At 39.1% G+C, this 2266-nt stretch carries 2 protein-coding genes and 1 pseudogene; all 3 read right to left on the bottom strand.

All coding sequences use genetic code 11. The annotated features are described in order from the left end of the window. Positions 1-8 precede the first annotated feature (8 nt). Positions 9-515 carry an endonuclease domain-containing protein gene (locus tag Q1J64_RS06830; protein WP_301108330.1) on the bottom strand — a complete coding sequence of 169 codons (507 nt, stop codon included), beginning with the start codon at positions 513-515 and terminating at the stop codon, positions 9-11. Positions 516-962: 447 nt separating this feature from the next. Further along, positions 963-1778, bottom strand: a pseudogene (locus tag Q1J64_RS06825) (ribonucleotide reductase barrel domain-containing protein); the annotation flags it as partial. Positions 1779-1941: 163 nt separating this feature from the next. Further along, a partial coding sequence (locus tag Q1J64_RS06820; RefSeq protein WP_367183494.1) for a lipoate--protein ligase family protein occupies positions 1942-2266 on the bottom strand: 325 nt, incomplete at its 5' end.

The following is a 2266-nucleotide window of genomic DNA, read 5'->3' as shown; positions in this document are numbered from 1 at the left end:
GTTTCCAGTCACGTTGTAGCCAACAAGTCATTTACGATGCACTTAACTGTTTCAAAATCATTCAGAATGTCGTCTTCCCAAAATCTTATTATCTTAAAACCGTTCTTTCTGGCAATTTCATTTTTTTGTAGATCAATAAGAATCCTATCGATTTGCCAGGTTGCTGGATTTGGATAATACTTTGGATTCGCATGCCAATAATCCCCATCACATTCAATTATCAATTTATAATCCTTTAACAAAAAATCAAATTGTCTTTTCTCCAAAATAAAAGAGTACTTGTAGTTTACTTTCAAGGAGATTAAAAGAGCTTCCATCACCTTTTCAATATTTGTTTTCTGAAACGAGTGATTTTCAAATTGCTTAAGTGTAGCCGCTCTAATTTTTTCAATTGTCTTTTCTGAATATATACCTGTTTTCCCACTATTCCATGACGGTGTTTTATTTTTCTTACGAGTTTTAGCTGTTTTAGAAATTATTTTACCAAAATGTTCTTTCTTTTCCTCAATAGGCATAGATTTGTGCCATTCTGTAATGCTATTAGATTTTAAAACTTTAGCACATTTAGACCGCAAGTTTTAGTCATTCTATTTGAGGCTTCAAATTTCTTGAAACATATTTGACATTCTAGCGGTAGTCCTTTACCTCCACAGGATCTACTACAATACCTTTTGGGTTTTCCTCTTCGGAGAACCACGTAATTATTGCAAAGCAAGTAAGAACATTTCAAGTCATGCTTATTATAAAAGTGGGTTAATAAATAAGTATCTAAATTTAAATTGTGTTTTGATAATAGGTGTGATGTAAACCTTCCTTGCTTATTGTGTATATATGTGAATCCACATATTAGACAATTCTGTTGATCTTTAGCATCATATATTTTCACTTTTAACACCCCAAAAAATTATTTCTTGGATGTATAGCTATAAAGAGTTTCCAGCAATTCACGAGGTTAGTTTATAGACGAGGCACTTCTTTTTACCACGTCTTGATCCACCCTGCTCCACAAGATGTGTCAGTTTCGCAATATCATCCAGCCAAGAGACTGAACCGGAAGATTTACCGTTCACTCCGCGCGCGAGTGTGTTACGCGGACGCAATGTCGAACCGTTCGTGCCAACACCGCCGCCACGGCTCATAATCTCCATCACTTGCTTACGATGATCGGAAATTCCTTCACGGGAATCAGGTACGAACGGCATTACGTAACAGTTGAAGAATGTTACGTCCGTATCAGAGCCCGCTCCGTACAGAACCCGACCGGCCGGAATGAAATTCAATGACTTCAGCTGGTCATAGAACAGATCATAAGACTTCGTTCTCTGCTCCTCCGTTTTTTCTACAGAAGCAAGCCCGGTCGCGTTACGCATCGCAATCTGCTCATAATACACTTCAAGCGGCTTTTCCAGGACATCAAGCGGGCGGGTAATCGTGCCGCGCTGCTGCTCTTCGGCATCATCAATGGAAGACCTGAACTCTTCTTCAATCCAGATGTCCGCTTTCCCTTCTGCCTTGTCCAACTTCGTAATATAACCAAGACCGCGAGCAGGAAATTTAGGATCTTCGCGAACTGTAAGTACGACGAAGTCTCCTTCCTTCAACGTTTTCTTTTCCGTATCCTTAAATGAATACCGGTCGATCATCACAAGACGCGATACTCCACTGTGTGTCAGTTTCATATCATCTGTAATCGAATGTACTTGCGGGAACTTGGATATGTCTTCATTCAACTGCTGTTTGTTCAAAAATGGTTCACCCTGTTTAGAGATCGTTACCATATAACATCCTCCTTCAGCTTCTCAGAACACTACATATTGTGTTCTTATTATAATTAAATCTACTACATATTGAAAAATTGTCAATAAGCCTTTTTTCTCTCTGAGTTCATAAAGATTGATCCCGCAACGTTTTATTTTTAAAAATAACGCAAAAGAGCCATCTTTACTTTTTGAAATTCCAGTCATCATTCGCATATTTTTCTTGTTCAATTTTACGCACCAATTTCATCTGCTCCTCCGTCAATTCAAGAGGTTCCAATGAAATATCCAACGCTTTCTCAAACCCTTGCGAAAACGCAGACTTGCATTCATCCACAGTAATGTCGCGGTCTGTCAGCCGGTCGATTGCAATGGCGCGGTCAGGCAGTGTTCTGCGGACGCGTTCTTTCAGCTCTGGAGACGAATAAGTAAATATGGACGTCAGTTTGTCTACGTCTAAATTCATCAGTATAGCGCCATGCTGTAAAATGACACCTTTTTGACGTGTT

It is taken from the genome of Sporosarcina sp. (assembly GCF_029257255.1).
In the GTDB taxonomy this organism is placed as follows: domain Bacteria; phylum Bacillota; class Bacilli; order Bacillales_A; family Planococcaceae; genus Sporosarcina.
This window is presented reverse-complemented; position numbering and strand designations above follow the sequence as displayed.